General features: G+C 46.7%; 1 pseudogene. It reads right to left on the bottom strand.

Going from position 1 to position 274, the window contains the following annotated elements:
- A pseudogene (locus tag KVT27_RS24600) lies at window positions 1–223 on the bottom strand (ABC transporter permease); the annotation flags it as partial.
- Window positions 224–274 lie beyond the last annotated feature (51 nt).

Genomic DNA, 274 nt, shown 5'->3' with positions numbered 1-274 from the left:
CCCCCGTTCTCGAGAATAACAGCCCCCACATGACAGCCACGGCAACGCTTCCTCCAATAATGGAAGGGATATAGAATAAGGTGCGATACACCCCGATCAGGCGGTGCTTCGTATTCAGCAGCATGGCGATGCCCAAAGCGACGATCAGACGTGCGGGAATGGCAATTAGCACATAGAAGAACGTAACCTTCAAGGATTGAATAAATTTAGCGTCATTCTTCATAATTTCAATATAATTTTCGAGTCCTATCCACTTCGGTGAAGACAGCAAATC

Source organism: Lysinibacillus sp. GbtcB16 (assembly GCF_019091145.1).
In the GTDB taxonomy this organism is placed as follows: domain Bacteria; phylum Bacillota; class Bacilli; order Bacillales_A; family Planococcaceae; genus Lysinibacillus; species Lysinibacillus fusiformis.
This window is presented reverse-complemented; position numbering and strand designations above follow the sequence as displayed.